This window comes from Novosphingobium sp. HII-3, from assembly GCF_002916655.1.
In the GTDB taxonomy this organism is placed as follows: domain Bacteria; phylum Pseudomonadota; class Alphaproteobacteria; order Sphingomonadales; family Sphingomonadaceae; genus Novosphingobium; species Novosphingobium panipatense.
Genome location: NZ_PPSM01000014.1, coordinates 58,141 through 74,310 on the forward strand (window position 1 = coordinate 58,141; position 16,170 = coordinate 74,310).

The 16,170-nt window shown below is 64.7% G+C and carries 16 protein-coding genes; 13 read left to right on the forward strand and 3 right to left on the reverse strand.

Annotated elements, in window-relative coordinates; genetic code table 11:
- Positions 1-9: 9 nt before the first annotated feature.
- The 7 genes from pheT to C2R25_RS04110 all read left to right on the forward strand — a co-directional run bounded on the left by pheT (position 10) and on the right by C2R25_RS04110 (position 8,306).
- Positions 10-2,418, forward strand: a complete 2,409-nt coding sequence (gene pheT, locus C2R25_RS04080; RefSeq protein ID WP_103727966.1) for a phenylalanine--tRNA ligase subunit beta — start codon at positions 10-12, stop codon at positions 2,416-2,418.
- Between the two features lie 19 nt (positions 2,419-2,437).
- Positions 2,438-3,328: an aldose 1-epimerase family protein gene (locus C2R25_RS04085; protein ID WP_103727967.1), complete on the forward strand. Its 891-nt coding sequence runs from the start codon at positions 2,438-2,440 to the stop codon at positions 3,326-3,328.
- A gap of 11 nt (positions 3,329-3,339) precedes the next feature.
- Positions 3,340-4,089 carry an SDR family NAD(P)-dependent oxidoreductase gene (locus C2R25_RS04090; RefSeq protein ID WP_103727968.1) on the forward strand — a complete coding sequence of 250 codons (750 nt, stop codon included), beginning with the start codon at positions 3,340-3,342 and terminating at the stop codon, positions 4,087-4,089.
- A gap of 66 nt (positions 4,090-4,155) precedes the next feature.
- Complete coding sequence (locus C2R25_RS04095; protein WP_103727969.1) at positions 4,156-5,691, forward strand: peptide chain release factor 3; 1,536 nt, start codon at positions 4,156-4,158, stop codon at positions 5,689-5,691.
- Positions 5,692-5,770: 79 nt separating this feature from the next.
- On the forward strand, positions 5,771-6,475 hold the full coding sequence (locus C2R25_RS04100; protein WP_103727970.1) for an endonuclease/exonuclease/phosphatase family protein: 705 nt from the start codon (positions 5,771-5,773) through the stop codon (positions 6,473-6,475).
- 161 nt (positions 6,476-6,636) lie between these two features.
- Positions 6,637-6,975 carry a P-II family nitrogen regulator gene (locus C2R25_RS04105; RefSeq protein WP_007687500.1) on the forward strand — a complete coding sequence of 113 codons (339 nt, stop codon included), beginning with the start codon at positions 6,637-6,639 and terminating at the stop codon, positions 6,973-6,975.
- 14 nt (positions 6,976-6,989) lie between these two features.
- On the forward strand, positions 6,990-8,306 hold the full coding sequence (locus C2R25_RS04110; protein WP_103728564.1) for an ammonium transporter: 1,317 nt from the start codon (positions 6,990-6,992) through the stop codon (positions 8,304-8,306).
- Positions 8,307-8,543: 237 nt separating this feature from the next.
- Here C2R25_RS04110 and C2R25_RS04115 read toward each other — a convergent pair whose 3' ends face one another.
- The gene (locus tag C2R25_RS04115; RefSeq protein WP_103727971.1) at positions 8,544-8,969 is read right to left on the reverse strand and encodes a TIGR01244 family sulfur transferase; all 426 of its coding nucleotides are present in this window, start codon (positions 8,967-8,969) and stop codon (positions 8,544-8,546) included.
- A gap of 285 nt (positions 8,970-9,254) precedes the next feature.
- On the opposite strand from C2R25_RS04115, the gene C2R25_RS21200 reads away from it, so the two are divergent.
- The 6 genes from C2R25_RS21200 to queC all read left to right on the forward strand — a co-directional run bounded on the left by C2R25_RS21200 (position 9,255) and on the right by queC (position 14,368).
- Positions 9,255-10,007 (forward strand): cold-shock protein, encoded by a 753-nt coding sequence (locus C2R25_RS21200; protein WP_103728565.1) that lies wholly within the window; start codon positions 9,255-9,257, stop codon positions 10,005-10,007.
- Between the two features lie 134 nt (positions 10,008-10,141).
- Complete coding sequence (locus C2R25_RS04125) at positions 10,142-11,332, forward strand: aspartate aminotransferase family protein (protein ID WP_103727972.1); 1,191 nt, start codon at positions 10,142-10,144, stop codon at positions 11,330-11,332.
- On the forward strand, positions 11,332-12,258 hold the full coding sequence (gene argF, locus C2R25_RS04130) for an ornithine carbamoyltransferase (RefSeq protein WP_103727973.1): 927 nt from the start codon (positions 11,332-11,334) through the stop codon (positions 12,256-12,258). Before C2R25_RS04125 ends, argF begins: the two co-directional genes overlap by 1 nt.
- Entirely contained in the window at positions 12,255-13,163 is a 909-nt protein-coding gene (locus tag C2R25_RS04135) for an Hsp33 family molecular chaperone HslO (RefSeq protein ID WP_103727974.1), read from the forward strand. The genes argF and C2R25_RS04135 overlap by 4 nt, the downstream gene beginning before the upstream one ends.
- Before the next feature lie 56 nt (positions 13,164-13,219).
- Complete coding sequence (locus C2R25_RS04140; protein WP_199183759.1) at positions 13,220-13,621, forward strand: hypothetical protein; 402 nt, start codon at positions 13,220-13,222, stop codon at positions 13,619-13,621.
- A 39-nt stretch (positions 13,622-13,660) separates the two neighbouring features.
- On the forward strand, positions 13,661-14,368 hold the full coding sequence (gene queC / locus C2R25_RS04145; RefSeq protein ID WP_103727975.1) for a 7-cyano-7-deazaguanine synthase QueC: 708 nt from the start codon (positions 13,661-13,663) through the stop codon (positions 14,366-14,368).
- Between the two features lie 132 nt (positions 14,369-14,500).
- Here the strand turns inward: queC and C2R25_RS04150 are convergent, their stop codons facing one another.
- Positions 14,501-15,520 carry an OmpA family protein gene (locus C2R25_RS04150; RefSeq protein ID WP_103727976.1) on the reverse strand — a complete coding sequence of 340 codons (1,020 nt, stop codon included), beginning with the start codon at positions 15,518-15,520 and terminating at the stop codon, positions 14,501-14,503.
- Positions 15,521-15,708: 188 nt separating this feature from the next.
- Positions 15,709-16,164: a DUF2793 domain-containing protein gene (locus C2R25_RS04155; protein ID WP_233203757.1), complete on the reverse strand. Its 456-nt coding sequence runs from the start codon at positions 16,162-16,164 to the stop codon at positions 15,709-15,711.
- Positions 16,165-16,170: the final 6 nt, after the last annotated feature.

A 16,170-nucleotide genomic window follows, 5' to 3' on the forward strand; every position in this document is an offset into this window, starting at 1 on the left:
TATTACACGATGAAATTCTCGCTTTCCTGGCTGAAGCAGTACCTGGACACGGACGCGACGATCGAGGAGATCGCAGCCAAGCTCAACGCCATCGGGCTTGAAGTCGAAGGCATCGAGGATCCGGCCGAGAAGCTCGCCGGTTTCCGGGTGGCCAAGGTGCTGACGGCCGCCCGACATCCGGACGCGGACAAGCTGCAGGTCCTCACTGTGGATACGGGCGAAGGAGCCCCGCTGCAGGTTGTCTGCGGCGCCCCCAACGCGCGGGCGGGCCTTGTCGGTGTGCTGGGCCTTCCGGGCGCGACCGTGCCCGCCAATGGCCTCGTCCTCAAGAAGTCGGCCATTCGCGGCGTCGAATCCAACGGCATGATGTGCTCCACCCGCGAACTGGAACTGGGTGAAGATCACGATGGCATCATCGAACTTCCCGAAGACGCGCCTATCGGCACGTCCTTTGCGGAGTACCACGGCGCCGATCCGGTCATCGACGTCGCGATCACGCCGAACCGTCCCGACTGCATGGGCGTCTACGGCATCGCACGCGATCTGGCGGCGGCCGGCGTCGGGACGCTGAAGCCGATCGAGGCATTGGATATCCCCGGTAGCTTCCCGTGCCCGGTCGAGATCCGCATCGAGGACACCGAAGGGTGCCCCGCCTTCTATGGCCGCGTCATCAAGGGCGTGCAGAACGGGCCGTCTCCGCAGTGGCTCCAGGATCGACTGAAGGCAGCAGGCCAGCGTCCGATCTCGGCGCTGGTGGATGCCACCAATTACATCATGCTCGCCTACGGGCGCCCGGCTCACGCCTACGATCTTGCCAAGCTGAACGGCGCGGTCGTCGCACGCCGCGCGGCTGAGGGCGAGACGGTCGTGGCGCTGAACGAGAAGACCTACACGCTCGATGCCGAGATGACCGTGATTGCGGATCAGTCCGGCGTACACGACATCGCGGGCATCATGGGCGGGGAGCACTCGGGCTGCGGAGACGCGACGACCGACATTCTCCTTGAGATCGCGTACTTTGACCCCGAGCGTATCGCGAAGACGGGTCGCAAGCTGAACCTGACGTCCGATGCGCGGGGCCGGTTCGAACGGGGCATCGACCCCAACTTCCTCGAAGCCGGGCTCGCTCACCTCACGAAGCTCATCCAGCACCTCTGCGGCGGCGAGGCGTCCGAGATCGTTCGCGCCGGTGCCGCGCCGGGCACGCCGAAGATCGTCAACTTCACGCCTTCGCTGGTGGAGAAGCTCGGCGGTGTGAAGGTCGCACCGGCCGAACAGAAGCGCATCCTTGAGAGCCTCGGCTTCGCGGTCGTGGGCGAGGAGGCGGAGTGGGATCAGAGCTGGGCCGTCACGGTTCCGGGCTGGCGTCCCGACATCGACGGCGGCCCGGATATCGTGGAGGAGGTGGTACGCATCCACGGTCTCGACAAGGTGGCCAGCGTGCCGCTGCCGCGCGCCGATGGTGTCGCCAAGCCGACCGCCACGCCTGCCCAGACGCTGGAGCGGCGCGTGCGCCGGGCAGCGGCGGCCCGCGGGATGCAGGAAGCGGTCACCTGGTCGTTCCTGCCGGAACCCGCAGCGCAGGCCTTTGCCGAGGGGCCGCTCTGGGTTCTTGCCAATCCCATCAGCGAGGACATGAAGGCCATGCGCCCCTCGCTGCTGCCGGGCCTGCTGATGGCGGCGAAGCGCAACCTCGATCGCGGTGCGGCATCGCTGCGCCTCTTCGAGCTCGGTCGCCGCTACCTTCGCGGTGCCGCCGGCATCAGCGACGAACGCCTCACGGTAAGCCTTGTGCTCGCGGGCGAGAAGGCCCCGCGCGGCTGGGCGACCGGAAAGGCGACGGCGTTCGACGCCTACGACGCAAAGGCTGAAGTCCTCGCCCTGCTGGCGGAAGCCGGCGCGCCGGTGGAGAAGCTTCAGGTGATGGGTGAGGCGGGTCCGCAGTTCCACCCGGGCCAGTCGGCTACGCTGCGTCTCGGCCCCAAGACAGTGCTCGCCCGCTTCGGCATGCTGCACCCCACGGTTGCGAAGCAGTTCGACGTGGACGGTCCGGTTGCGCTGGCGGAAGTGTTCCTCGACGCCATTCCGGCGCGCAAGGGCGCAGCCAGCTTCGCGCGCGTCTCCTATGCGCCTCCGCCGTTGCAGGCGGTGACGCGGGACTATGCCTTCCTCGTGCCCGCGCACTTCCCCTCCGGCGATCTGGTCCGCGTGGTCCAGGGCGCGGACAAGGCGAACATCGTCGCGGTTCGCCTGTTTGATGATTTCCGCGGGCAGGGCGTTCCTGAGGGCCAGAAGTCCCTCGCGCTGGAGGTCACCCTTCAGCCGCTCGAGAAGAGCTACAAGGACGATGACCTGAAGGCGATCAGCGAGAAGGTAACGACCGCTGCCGCAAAGCTGGGTGCGGTCCTGCGCGGGTAACGGACAAGGGAGATCGCCGGTGACTGACGGGAATTTCGTAACCATCACCTCCGGCGATCTCACCGCCCGGATCAATCCGATCGGGGCGGAGCTGTGGTCGCTCACGGACAGGCTCGGCCGTGAGTACATGACGGATGCGGACCCGGCGTTCTGGACCGGGCACGCGCCCTTGCTGTTCCCGATCGTTGGCGCAGTGAACAACAATCGCTACCGTCTGGACGGGCGAGAGTACGCGCTGCCCAAGCATGGCTTCGCACGGCATTCGTCCTTTGCGGTCGTGGAGGCCGACCGAGGCCACGCCATGTTCCGGCTGACGGATACGGAGGAGACGCGTGCGGTTTACCCGTTTGCCTTTGCGCTGGAGATGCTCTTGCGGATCGAAGGCTCCAGCCTGTGCATGGAAGCCCGCATCACGAACACGGGGCTTGAGGCGATGCCCTTCAGCTTCGGTTTTCACCCGGCCTTCGCCTGGCCGCTTCCCGGAAGCGCCGCGAAGGGTGACCATGCCATCGCGTTCGACTGTCCCGAGCCTCAACCGATCCGCCGTCTGGACCGGGCAACAGGTCTGGTTCTCCCGGAACCTCTCGCCACTCCGGTCGAAGGCCACCTGCTGCAACCGGACGAAGCGCACTTCAAGGACGACGCCCTCATCTGGGATCGCCTTTCCAGCCGCAGCCTGACATTCGGCGCTCCCGGATCAAGCCAGCTCGCGATCGCCTTCCCCGATACGCCGATGCTGGGCATCTGGCAGAAGCCGGGCGCGGCCTACCTGTGCATAGAGCCGTGGCAGGGCATGGCGGACCCTCTTGGCTTCGCCGAGGATTTCCGCGAAAAGCCCGGCATCGTCATCCTGCCGCCGTCCGAGGTGCGCAGCTTTCGCATGGACGTTAAAGTCCTGCCCGCCGACTGAAGGAGCCCGCCATGAAAACCGTTCTCGTAACCGGCGCCACGTCCGGCATCGGCGAAGCCTGCGCTCGTGCTTTCGTGAAGGCGGGCTGGCGCGTCGTCGGCACCGGCCGCCGGGCTGACAGGCTTGCCGCCCTTGGTGCGGAGTTGGGAGGCGACCGCTTCCATGCCGCCGTCTTCGATGTTCGCGACGAGGCGGCGCGTGACGCGGCGCTTGATGCGCTGCCGGCGGAATTCTCGGCGATCGACTGTTTGGTCAACAACGCCGGACTGGCGCGCGGTGCGGCCCCCGCGCAGCAGTCCGAACTGGCGGACTGGAAGACGATGATCGACACCAACGTCACCGCGCTGGCTTCGATCACGCACCGGCTTCTGCCTGGCCTGATCGAGCGCAAAGGAGCGATCGTGATGCTGTCGTCCGTGGCGGCGACGTATCCTTACACGGGCGGCAACGTGTACGGCGGCACCAAGGCTTTCGTGCGCCAGCTGGCCCTTGGCCTGCGATCCGACCTGTCCGGCACCGGCGTGCGGGTCACCTCGATCGAGCCCGGCATGGTGGAAACGGAATTCACCGTCGTGCGCAACGGCGGCGACCAGGACGCATCGGACCGGCTTTACGCGGGCGTAAACCCGATGACCGGCGATGACATCGCTGAAACCGTGCTCTGGGTTGCTTCGCTGCCACCTCACATCAACATCAACACGCTGGAACTGATGCCGGTCAATCAGTCCTTCGCCGGCTTCCAGGTCGCGCGCGAAGGCTGACCCGGCTTGCCGAAAGGGGCAGACGACGGACTTTCCTTCTGCCCGCCGGCAAACTAAAGCGCGCGGATGACAACCTCTGCCCACCCGTCCCGGCGCACTTTCGCGATCATTTCCCACCCTGACGCCGGTAAGACCACGCTGACGGAGAAGCTGCTGCTTCAGGGCGGTGCGATTCATCTTGCCGGCCAGGTAAAGGCACGCGGGGCGGCGCGGCGCGCGCGTTCGGACTGGATGAAGATCGAGCAGCAGCGCGGCATCTCGGTGACCAGCTCGGTCATGACGTTCGAGCGCGACGGTATCACCTTCAACCTGCTCGACACGCCGGGCCACGAGGATTTCTCGGAGGACACCTACCGGACCCTGACGGCCGTCGATTCGGCGATCATGGTGATCGACGCGGCGAAGGGCATCGAGCCCCAGACCCGCAAGCTGTTCGAAGTGTGCCGTCTCCGCTCGGTGCCGATCATCACCTTCATCAACAAGGTCGACCGCGAAGGCCGCGCCTGCTTCGACCTCCTGGACGAAGTGGCCGACATGCTGGCGCTCGACGTGTGCCCGATGTCCTGGCCGGTCGGTATGGGTGGCCAGTTCGAGGGTATCCTCGACATCGCCTCCGGCCGCATCAGCCGGCCGGAAGGCCCCTCGAAGGAGTTCCTCGGCAAGGTGGAGGAGGGCGCCACCCTGCCCGAAGCGGTGGCGGAAGAATTGGAGCTGGCCCAGGCAGGCTATCCCGAATTCGACGTCGAGGCGTATCGCGGCGGGGACCTGACGCCGGTCTACTTCGGCTCGGCACTCAAGAATTTCGGCATAGCTGAGCTGATCGACGCCATCGCGCGTTATGCGCCCCCGCCCCGCCCGCAGCCGTCCGATCAGGGCCCGATTGAGCCTTCGAACAAGGAAGTCACCGGCTTCATCTTCAAGGTGCAGGCGAACATGGATCCCATGCACCGGGACCGCATCGCCTTCATGCGGCTGGTGTCCGGCACGTTCAAGCGCGGCATGAAGCTTACGCCCTCCGGGCTGGGCAAGCCGATCGCCGTTCATTCGCCGATCCTCTTCTTCGCGCAGGACCGCGAGATCGCGGATAACGCGGAGCCGGGCGATATCATCGGTATTCCCAATCATGGCACGTTGCGCGTGGGTGACACGCTGTCGGAACGCAACGACGTGCGCTTCGTTGGCCTGCCGAACTTCGCGCCGGAAATCCTGCGCCGCGTGGCGCTGAAGGACCCGACCAAGACCAAGCAGCTCAGGAAGGCGCTGGACGACCTGTCAGAAGAAGGCGTGATCCAGGTGTTCTATCCGGAGATCGGATCGCAGTGGATCGTCGGCGTGGTGGGTCAGCTTCAGCTCGACGTGCTCATCAGCCGCCTCGAAGCCGAGTACAAGGTGGAAGCCGTGCTCGAGGGATCGCCGTTCGACACCGCCCGCTGGCTCAAGGGCGATGATAAGGCACTGCGTGACTTTGCGGAGTTCAACAAGATGAACCTGGCAAGGGACCGGGACGGAGATCCGGTGTTCATGGCACGTTCGGCATGGGACGTCAGCTATCAGCAGGAGCGCAACCCGGACCTGACCTTCAGCGCCACAAAGGAGCGCTGAGGGATCGCCAGACGCTCTCACGGAACCTGACGGCTCCCCAGGTGCTTGTCACTCAAGGCCAAATCAGCGGAACCGTGCATTGCTCCTCAAGTTCGCCAGTTACAACATCCACAAGGCCGTCGGGCTGGACCGGCGTCGGGATCCCGAACGTATCCTTACGGTGCTGAAAGAGATCGACGCCGACGTCGTGGCCTTGCAGGAAGTGGACCGGCGCTACGGTCGCCGTATGGCGGTGCTGCCGCTGGACGCGATCCACGGGGCGACAGACTACGAGCCGGTTCCGATGTCGATGAAGCCGGACAGTCTGGGATGGCACGGCAACGCCATCCTCGTGCGCAGGGGCATCGACCTGGTGGAAGCCTCGCCGGTGCCCCTGCCGGTGCTCGAACCGCGCGGTGCCGTTCGCGCCGACCTGGTGGTGGAAGGCCGGCGGCTGCGCATCGTCGGCATGCATCTTGATCTGTCGGGGCTGCGCAGACGCCTCCAGATCCGTTCCATCCTCTCCCATTGCGAGCATTGCGAAGCGCGCGTGCCCACAGTCATCATGGGCGACCTCAACGAGTGGGCGCAGCGCGGCGGCTCGCTCCGGGAGTTCGGCGGCCAGTGGCGTGTCCTTGCGCCGGGCCGCAGCTTCCCGTCGCGCCGCCCGCTTGCCATGCTCGACAGGATCGTCGTCTCACCCGACTGGGCGGTGGAGGACACGCACGTCCATCACAGTCCGCTGGCGGCCGTCGGCTCAGACCATCTTCCAGTCGTCGCCGCGCTCAGTCTGCCTAAAAATTAGGCAACTGCCTCTAGAACAGGCGGCTTTGATCGCCTGACGAAGGCTTTTTGCAGCCAAGGCTGCGCCTGGCTTCGCCAGTTCCTCCTCTATGCCCATTTGGCACGGTGCTTGCTTAATCCTGATTAGCCGGCGCTGGGGCCGGTGGCTAACAGGGGATCGGCATGAAGTTCATCATCGCCATCATCAAGCCCTTCAAGCTGGACGAAGTGCGGGAGGCGCTGGGGGCCATCGGCGTCGCCGGCATGACCGTCTCGGAAGTAAAGGGCTTCGGCCGCCAGAAGGGGCAGACCGAAATCTACCGCGGAGCCGAGTACTCGACCAACATGCTGCCAAAGGTGAAGATCGAGGTTGCAGCACCTGACGATCTTGCGCCCAAGATCGTGGAAACGATCCAGCAGGTCGCAAGCACAGAGGCCATCGGTGATGGCAAGATCTTCGTCCTGGACCTCGCTTCCGCCGTGCGCATCCGCACCGGCGAGGCAGGCGATACCGCGCTCTGAGGGGGGCTTTCATGATGAACCGCAAGTTGTTCGGCGGCCTTGCAGCGACGCTTTCGTCGCTCGCCGCCTCCACCGCAGCCTGGGCGCAGGGCGCTGCCGCGCCGGTGCCCGATCCGGGCAACAACGCCTGGATGATGGTCTCCACGCTGCTCGTCCTGATGATGATCCTGCCGGGGCTGGCACTGTTCTACGGCGGCCTCACCCGCTCCAAGAACATGCTCTCGACGATGACTCAGATCGGCGGCGTCACCGCGCTGGCCATGCTGATGTGGGTGATGGTGGGCTATGGCCTCGCTTTTGGCCCTGAAGGCAACCAGTTCATCAGCTGGGGCAAGTTCTTCCTCGCCGGTGTTACGCCGGACGCGACTGCCGCCACCTTCACGGACGGCGTCGTCATTTCGGAACTGATTTTCGTCTGCTTCCAGATGACCTTCTCCGCGATCACGATCGCACTGGTCCTCGGCTCGGTGGTCGAGCGCATGAAGTTCTCAGCCGTGATGACCTTTGCCGTCGTCTGGCTTCTGATCGTCTACTACCCGATCGCGCACATGGTCTGGGAAGCGCGCGGGGTGTTCTTCGTGATGGGCGCCCTGGACTTCGCCGGCGGCACCGTAGTTCACATCAACGCCGGCGTCTCGGCGCTCGTCGCGGCCCTGATCCTCGGCAAGCGCAAAGGCTACCCGGCCGAGCCGATGGCTCCGCACTCGCTTACGCTGACGTTCGTGGGCACCGGTCTCCTGTGGGTGGGCTGGTTCGGTTTCAACGCCGGTTCGGCGCTGGAAGCGAATGGTTCGGCGGCGCTGGCCATGATCAACACCTTTACCGCAACCGCTTCGGCTGCTCTGTTCTGGATGCTTGCCGAGAAGTTTTCGGGCCACAAGGGTTCGGCGCTGGGTTACTGCTCGGGCATCATTGCCGGCCTTGTTGCCGTCACTCCCGCAGCCGGCAACTCGGGCCCCTTCGGTGCGATCGTCCTTGGCGCTGTGGCTTCGATCGTCTGCTTCATCTTCGTTTCCAAGGTGAAGCCCGCCCTTGGCTATGACGACTCGCTCGACGCCTTCGGCATCCATGGTGTCGGCGGCATCGTCGGCGCCATCGGCACCGGCATTGTCTATGCTCCTTCGCTGGGCGGACCCGGGGGCGCAGACTTCTCGATCGGCTCTCAGGTCGGAACCCAGATCGCCGCCGTCGTTGCCACCATCGTCCTCTCGGTCGTCGGCACGGTCATCGCGATGTTCATCGCCAAGGCAGTGACGGGTCTTCGTGTCAGCCCCGAAGTGGAGGCAGACGGCCTCGACATCGGCGAGCACGGGGAGCGCGCTTACAACTAAGTTTCTCCAGTTTGGCGGCGGCGGGTACTTCCTCCTCTCCTCCCACCCGTCGTCGCCAACCGATGTTCCTCCTGCGAACACAACCTTGATGGCCGGGGCCAAGCGCTCCGGCCCTTTTTTGTGCGTCGGTCCCGGCGGGCGGGCCGGCAGGTCGGCGCGACGCGCGACGAAGCGCCCGGGAAAGAGCACTCCGGCCTCAGGTCTTCAGCGAAGAGGTGAGGGCACGCGCCCCTCGAGTCAGCGCCCGGCGGAAAGCATGTCGATCAGTTGCCGTACCGGACTGACATCATAGCCCGCGCCAGCGGCCTTCGAGGCGATGACGGCGGGATTATCGCCAGCCTTGGCGCGGGCGAGGGCCCACAGCAGCGTAGAGCGCGTACCGGAGCGGCAATAGGCCAGCACCGGACCGTCCGTGTCGAGAGCCTCTCCCATCGCGTCGACCTGCGCCTGGCTGAACCCGGCGTGAGACACGGGAATGGCGACATAGTCGATACCTGCGGCCCGGGCGGCCGTCTCGATCACGTCGCTTGGCGTCTGGTCATCGCTTTCGCCTTCGGGCCGATTGTTGATGATGCGTACGATACCAAGCGCCTTTGCCTGTGCCACGGCGTCAGTATCGATCTGCGGGCTGGCATAGACCGTTTCGGTGATCTGGCGGAACATCTTGCGCATTCTCCCGGTAACTGCGGCGCATCGCCGGCCTGGTGCCCGCATGAAGACCCTTCGTCCTCAACAGGCAAGCCGTTTCGTACCCAAAAATAGCCAGATTCGTCGTAATTGCCCCGGAACGACGCGCATTTCCGTTCGCCATAGCGTTCAGACTCGTGTAAGAGTGATGATCGCAGGAAAGGGCCGGGCTTGTGCTCGGCTGTTCTCCTGACGTTTGGCGCGGATCGTCCACGCGCCTGGCGAATGCTTGAGGGGCGCAGCGAAGGTACGTTCGTAGACATGGGTTTTGACAGAGGTCGTCGCGGAAGGGGACGCGACAAGCAGCGGTTCGGAGAGGACGAGTTCGATCCTTTCTTCGCTGGACAGGATCGTTTCGGCGGCGGTGACCGCTTCGGCGGTGGCGGCGATCGCTTCGGCGGCGGTGACCGCTTCGGCGGTGGCGGCGGGGGCGGCGGCGGCTTCGGCGGCGGTTCCCGTGGCGGCGGCTTCGGCGGCGGCGGTGGTGGCGGCTTCGGCGGCGGCCAGCGCGGCGGCGGGATGCCTGCCCAGGTTGTCGGACAAGGCCGTGGCGTCGTGAAGTTCTTCAACGCAGCCAAGGGCTTCGGCTTCATCCAGCGCGACGAAGGTGGCGACGATGTGTTCGTGCACATCAGCTCGGTCGAACGCGCCGGCCTCGAAGGCCTGGCTGAAGGGCAGCAGCTCGAATTCCAGCTCGTCGATCGCGGCGGCAAGATCTCGGCTACCGACCTTTCGGTCGTGGGTGACGTGATCCCCGTCGCCAAGCGTGAACCGGCGCCGCAGCGCCAGCTCACTGGCGAGAAGGCCACCGGCACGGTCAAGTTCTTCAACTCCATGAAGGGCTTTGGCTTCATCACGCGCGATGACGGCCAGCCGGACGCTTTCGTGCACATCAGCGCGGTTGAGCGTTCGGGCATGTCCGGCCTCAACGAAGGCGATCGCGTGGAATTCGACATCGAGGTCGATCGACGAGGCAAGTACTCGGCGGTCAATCTGGTGCCGCGCCAGGATTGATCCTGCCAGCACGACCCCCGGCGGTTTGACCGGGGGGCTGCAACAGTCTAAATGCGCGCAGATGGCGGTCCGTATGGGGCCGCCATTTGTCGTTTGCGATCTTCAGGACCACGATTTCTTCAAGGATTACCGACATGTCCATTACCCCGCTGATGCCCGTATATCCCCGGTGCGGCGTGCGGCCCGTTCGCGGCGAGCACTGCCATCTTATCAGCGAGGACGGCCGTCGATTCCTTGACTTCGCCAGTGGCATCGCCGTGAATGCCCTCGGTCATTCGCACCCGGCGCTGGTGGAAGCCATCCAGAAGCAGGCTGGCACGCTGATGCACGTGTCGAACCTCTACGGCAGCCCGCAAGGCGAAGCCGTGGCCAAGCGCCTGGTCGACCTGACCTTTGCAGACACGCTGTTCTTCACGAACTCCGGCGCAGAAGCGGTGGAATGCGCGATCAAGACCGCCCGGGCCTATCACCAGTCCGCGGGCAACGACCAGAAGTTCGAACTGATCACGTTCAATAACGCTTTCCACGGCCGCACGCTCGCCACGATCAGTGCTTCCAGCCAGGAGAAGATGCACAAGGGCTTCCTCCCGCTGCTTCCCGGCTTCAAGTACGTGGACTTCAATGACCTTGAAGCGGCTCGGGCGGCGATCGGGCCTAACACGGCAGGCTTCCTGGTGGAACCGATCCAGGGAGAGGGCGGCATACGGATCGCGACGGACGAGTTCATGCAAGGCCTGCGCGCGCTCTGCGACGAGTTCGACCTCATGCTGATCCTGGACGAAGTGCAGAGTGGCGTCGGCCGTGCCGGGACGTTCTACGCCTACGAGCAGTACGGCATCACGCCGGACATCATGGCGACCGCGAAGGGCATCGGCGGCGGCTTCCCGGTCGGCGCTTGTCTTGCGACCGAAAAAGCGGCGCGCGGCATGACCGCCGGCACGCACGGGTCGACCTACGGGGGCAATCCGTTCGCCATGGCGGCGGTCGGCGCCGTCCTGGACGTGATCCCGAACGACGCCTTCCTCGCCGAGGTACGGGCAAAGGGGGAGCGCCTGAAGGCGCGGCTGGAGCAGTTCATCGGAAACTATCCCGACCTGTTCGAACTGGTGCGCGGCCGAGGCCTGTTCATCGGTCTCAAGATGAAGGTAGAGCCGCGTGCGTTCGTCGCCCACATGCGCGACCAGCACGGTCTGCTGACGGTTTCGGCCGGAGACAACGTGGTGCGCATCTTGCCGCCGCTCGTCATTGACGACAGCCACATCGACGAATTCATGCAGAAGCTGTCGGCAGCGGCCGCAAGCTACCAGCCCGAGGAGGCTGCCTGATGGCCAAGGACTTCCTGAGCCTCTCCGATGCCGGCGGCGACACGATCGCAGCCATGATCAACGACGCGATCGACCGCAAGGCGGCCCGCGCGGCCTGGCCCAAGGGGCGCCCGGATGTGGACGCTCCGCTTGCCGGGCACGTGCTTGCCATGATCTTCGAGAAGAACTCCACCCGTACGCGGGTGTCTTTCGACATGGCCATGCGCCAGCTCGGCGGCTCGGCGCTGATCATGGAAGCGGGAAATACGCAGATCGGCCGTGGAGAAAGTATTGCCGACACCGCACGCGTTCTCAGCCGCATGGTCGACGCGATCATGATCCGCACCGACGACCATGCGAAGGTCGAGGAACTTGCCCGCTATGCGGACGTGCCCGTCATCAATGGGCTGACCGACCTGTCGCATCCCTGTCAGATCGTGGCAGACCTCTTGACGGTTGTGGAACGCGGGCATGCGCTGCCGGGGCTGCAGCTTGCCTGGCTGGGTGACGGCAACAACGTCGTCAACTCGCTGATCGAAGCCGCCGGTCTGATGAAGTTCACGATCCGCATCGGCGGGCCCAAGGGTTACGAGCCCGACGCCGGCTTCATCGAACGCGCGCGCGCAGCGGGCGGCGAGGTGGTCCTCAGCCAGGATCCGGCCGAGGCCGTCGCCGGGGCGCAGGTCGTGGTCACCGACACGTGGGTGTCTATGGGCCAGGCCGGTGGGGAACAGCACGTGGCCGCCATGCAGCCTTACCAGGTCAATGCGGCCCTGATGGCGGCAGCAGCGCCGGGGGCGACGTTCCTCCACTGCCTTCCCGCGCACCGCAACGAGGAAGTCACCGACGAGGTGATGGATGGACCGCAGTCGGCTGTCTGGGATGAGGCGGAAAATCGCATTCATGCCCAGAAGTCGGTTCTGCTTTGGGCATTGGGCAAGCTGTGAACGGGGACGATCTTCTGCGCACTGATGATACCGGTTTCGACCGGGTGCTGGCCTTCAGCGTGCCTGACCGGCATGCACGCGGACGCGTCGTGCGGCTTGGGCCCGTGCTGGAAACAGTGCTGTCGGCGCATGACTACCCCAAGGTGGTCAAGCATGTGCTGGCAGAAGCCCTCGTCCTGACAGCGCTCATGGGGTCGTTGCTGAAGGACGACCAGGCGCAGCTTACCATACAGGCGCAGGCGGAAGGTGGCGTGGTGGACCTGCTCGTCTGCGACTATCGCAACGGCGAAGTCCGCGGCTATCTGCGCCACGATCCCGAGAAGGTGGGAGCGCTGGAGGAGGGCTGCTCGCTGGAGACGATCTTCGGCAAGGGGTATCTTGCGATCACCTTCGATCTCGCGGCCACCAACGACCGTTACCAGGGCGTCGTGCCGCTGGAAGGCGCTTCGTTCGCCCAGGCTTGCGAGGCGTACTTCGCCCAGTCCGAGCAGATCCCGACGCTGATCCGCGTAGCCGTGCGTTCGAATGGGCCGCGTTGCACCGCCGGCGGCATCCTCGTCCAGCATCTTCCCGATGGAGAGGAAGGCCGCGAGCGGCTTCACGCCAAGGAGCAGCACCCGGACTGGGAACATGTGGCCATACTGGCCGGCACGGTTCAGGAGGCCGAACTTGTGGACCCGGTGCTCAGTCTGGAACAACTGGTCTGGCGCCTTTTCCATGAAGAAAACGAAGTGCGTGTCGAGCCACTTCAACTGCTTCAGCGCGGTTGCCGTTGCACCGTCGATCACTATCTATCGATCCTGTCCCGCTTCCCGGAGGACCAGCTTGCCGAGCTGAGGGACGAGGACGGGTCGATACCGGTGGACTGTGCGTTCTGTTCGAAGATTCTGCGCATACGGGTTTGATGAACGAACGCCGCCACCGGCGGGTATTGCAGCCGCGTGAAGCAGGAAACGGTGGAATGAGAACAAAGATCATTCTCTCGGCTCTGAGCCTTGGTGCGTGCGTGGCCATCGCCGGTGCGGCGCATGGCCAACGCCCGGCCCTGCACATGCTCGATGAGTTGCAGGACGGCAACTGGGAGATGCGCGAACGTGGCGGCGGGGTACACAACTTGTGCGTTGAAGGCGGCCATGGCCTGATCCAGCTCCGCCACCCGGGAATGGCCTGCAGAAGGGTCGTCATCGAAGACAAGGCCGATCAGGTGACGGTGCAGTACACCTGCCGGGGCAACGGCTACGGCCGTACGCAGGTGCGGCGCGAAACGAACCGGCTGATTCAAATAGACAGCCAGGGGATATCGCGCGGCGTCCCGTTCGCGTTCTCGGCCGAGGCTCGCCAGACAGGCAACTGCCGCAGTTGAGGATTGTCGTGCCGCTGCGGGAGGCGTAGCGGGACAGTCATGCAGGAACACACATCTTTCCCTCCGCCAGCCGGGTCGAAGCCGGCCGTAGTGCTGCTTTCGGGCGGACTCGATTCCATGGTCTGCGCCGGCATCGCGCGTGAGCAGGGTTTCGCAGTCAATGCCCTGACGATCGACTACAACCAGCGCCACAGGTGCGAACTGGACGCTGCCGCCAAGATCGCACGGTTCGTGGGTGCGGAGCGCCACGTGGTCTTACCGCTGGATCTTCGAAGGTTCGGCGGCTCAGCTCTTACCGATGACATCGCCGTGCCCAAGGATGGCGTGGGAGCCGAAGTTCCGGTCACTTACGTGCCGGCCCGCAATCTCGTGTTTCTGTCCCTCACGCTGGCCTGGGCCGAGGCGATCGGGGCTGCCGACATCTTTATCGGCGTCAACGCCCTCGACTATTCCGGTTATCCGGATTGCCGTCCCGAATTCATCGCCGCGTTTGAGAACATCGCCGGCTTGGCGACCAAGGTCGGCGCGGAAGGGCAGAAGCTGCGGATACATGCCCCCCTGCAGTTCATGGGCAAGGCGGACATCGCCCGTGAGACGGCCCGCCTGGGCCTTGACCCGGGCATGAGCTGGTCGTGCTATGATCCCCAGCCCGGGAACAGGGCCTGCGGGCTCTGCGATAGCTGCCGCTTGCGCAAGGCTGGGTTTGCCGACGCCGGCCTGATCGATCCCACGCCTTACGCGGCGTAAACCACGACAAGGTACTTAGCCGATCTGGCCCGGAAGCATTGGCTTTCCGGGCCATTTTTCTTGTCCGCTGCGGGCAAAAGAAAAGGGGGCCGGATTGCTCCGACCCCCCAATCTTTACCGTTGCCGGTTCGCTTACATGCCCGAACCCGGACCGTAAGTGATTTCGACGCGGCGGTTCTGCAGCTCACGCACGCCGTCCGCAGTCGGGACGCGCGGGTTAGCTTCACCGAAGGCCTGGCTCGAGATCGAGGCATCGGGGATGCCGCGGCCGGTCAGGTACGCGCGGACCGAAGCGTTACGACGCTCCGAGAGGCCCAGGTTGTACGTGACCGTACCCGAACGGTCGGTGTAGCCTGCCAACATGATCGGCACGCTATCGCAGTTTGCGTAGGCGCTGATGGCGCTGTCGAGGATGGTCGACGCTTCCGGCGTGATGTCCGACTTATCCCAGTCGAAGAACACGATGTACGGGCCCTTGTTGCAGACCGGAGCCGGCGGGGGCGGCGGGGGCGGCGGGGGCGGCGGCGGCGGCGGCGGCGGGGGCGGCGGCGGAGCCGCTTCTTCACCACCGAAGTTGTAGGTCAGGGTGCCGAGCAGCGAGTGCGAACGCCAGCGGGTGCTGATGTCTTCGCCGGCAGCGCTGACGAGGTCAACGTTCGACACGTTCATGAAGCGGTACTTCAGGCCAGCGTCCCAGTTGGCGCTGAGCGGCGCGCGGATGCCCGCGATTGCCTGCCACGCGAAGCCGGTGTCGGAGTCATCGATGCCGTCGACATGGACGCGACCCACGCCCGCACCACCGCCGATGAAGCCCTGAAGGCCATCGTCCGGACCGAAGTCGAGCAGACCGTTCACCATGAACGACAGGTTGCTCGCGTCGTCACCGCCGCTGTTCTTGATATCGGCCTGACGGTAGCTGGCTTCGGTTTCCAGACGGAAAGCGCCGAAGTCGTAGCCCATAGTGGCGCCGCCATCGAAGCCCTTCTTGAAGTCGACCGTTGCGGCGTTGTCGACGGGACCGACGTCAACGTCCGCATCTTCGACGATCATGCCGCCGAAGCCGAGTTCAATATACCACGAATTATCGCGCGCCAGCGCGGGAGTAGCGATGGCAGCAGATGCCATGGCCAATCCAATGACGAGTTTCCTCATACGTTTCCCCTACTAAGAGATTTGGAGCCACCGAGTTCGAGAGTGTCTACCCCCTCGGCCTTGCGTGTGCAAGCGCACATTAAACGCGACTGTTGCATAATTGCCGCGCTCGTTATCGGGCGAGAAGTTGTTGCGCCTTCTGGAAATTGAAACTGCAACACCCCAAAAACCCCTGTGTCTTGCACCCATCAAGCCGAGGGCAGAATACCCAAGGCCTGCAGCGCCGCGACCAGATCATTGATCGCGGTCCGGGCCTCCCCATCAACACTCGTCCCTCCAAGTGGTTCCACGGGCACAGAAGCTTTTCTCCAGTGCCCCAGATACAACAGCGTTGCACCCCGGGTCAGGTCCAGGACGCGCAGGCCGTCTCGAGGCGCTATAAAGGTCCAGGAATGGCCGTTTTTCATGGCTATGGCGCCATCGCGCCCTGACCACGCCCCGGTTGCCGCCGGTGCTACAAGCCAGGTTTCCCCGTCTTCGCAATTTTCCGGAGGTGCGACAATTTCGCCACGCACCGTGCAATGCAGGAGGGTGTCGGCCAGCAAGAGGGATTCGTTGACGAAGATCTCCTTCTGCGCCTGCCCGGAATAAAGGAGAGGCAGGGCAAACCGGGGTGTCATGCTGTCAAAGGTGTGTTCGGGCACGGGTTT